Source organism: Pseudomonas sp. 43(2021), assembly GCF_017490805.1.
Lineage (GTDB): Bacteria > Pseudomonadota > Gammaproteobacteria > Pseudomonadales > Pseudomonadaceae > Aquipseudomonas.
Map to the genome: position 1 here is coordinate 1 of NZ_JAFGYJ010000453.1, position 462 is coordinate 462.

General features: G+C 59.1%; 1 protein-coding gene. It reads left to right on the top strand.

Annotation, left to right across the window (positions count from 1 at the left end; all coding sequences use genetic code 11):
- Positions 1-462 (top strand): hypothetical protein (locus tag J5M71_RS28140; protein ID WP_207838880.1); only part of this gene is annotated, 462 nt, incomplete at both ends.

A 462-nucleotide genomic window follows, 5' to 3' on the forward strand; every position in this document is an offset into this window, starting at 1 on the left:
GCGAAGTGACCTCGGATCTCCTGCGCCCGGTGATTCTCGATGCCGTGCAAGTCGATCCAGACACCGGTGAACTGTTCTACGACCTTGCCACGCTGGGTAGCAAAGACATTCAGGCTGACGTGGTCACGCGCCCGGTGACCTTCGAGATCGGCGATAGCGTCAGGCTGTGGGTTTCGACAATCAAGGGCGGTGTCGAGGCCGAGGTCTTCAGCGAGATCAAACCCGTCACTCAGATCAACAGCACCGTGCGCTTTTTTGTGCCCAACACTACAGTGATGCAACTGGCTCGGGAGCACATCTACGTCCGCTATGAGCTGACCAGCAAAAGCACCGGTGAGACCCGTCGATCAAGCCGAACCACGGTGTGGCTCAAGGGCAGTGCGGTCAACCTGCCGGCACCTAAAATCCTGCCGATCAACGGCGTTGTCGTCGATCCTGCCAACGCCGCCACCGGCATCGTTT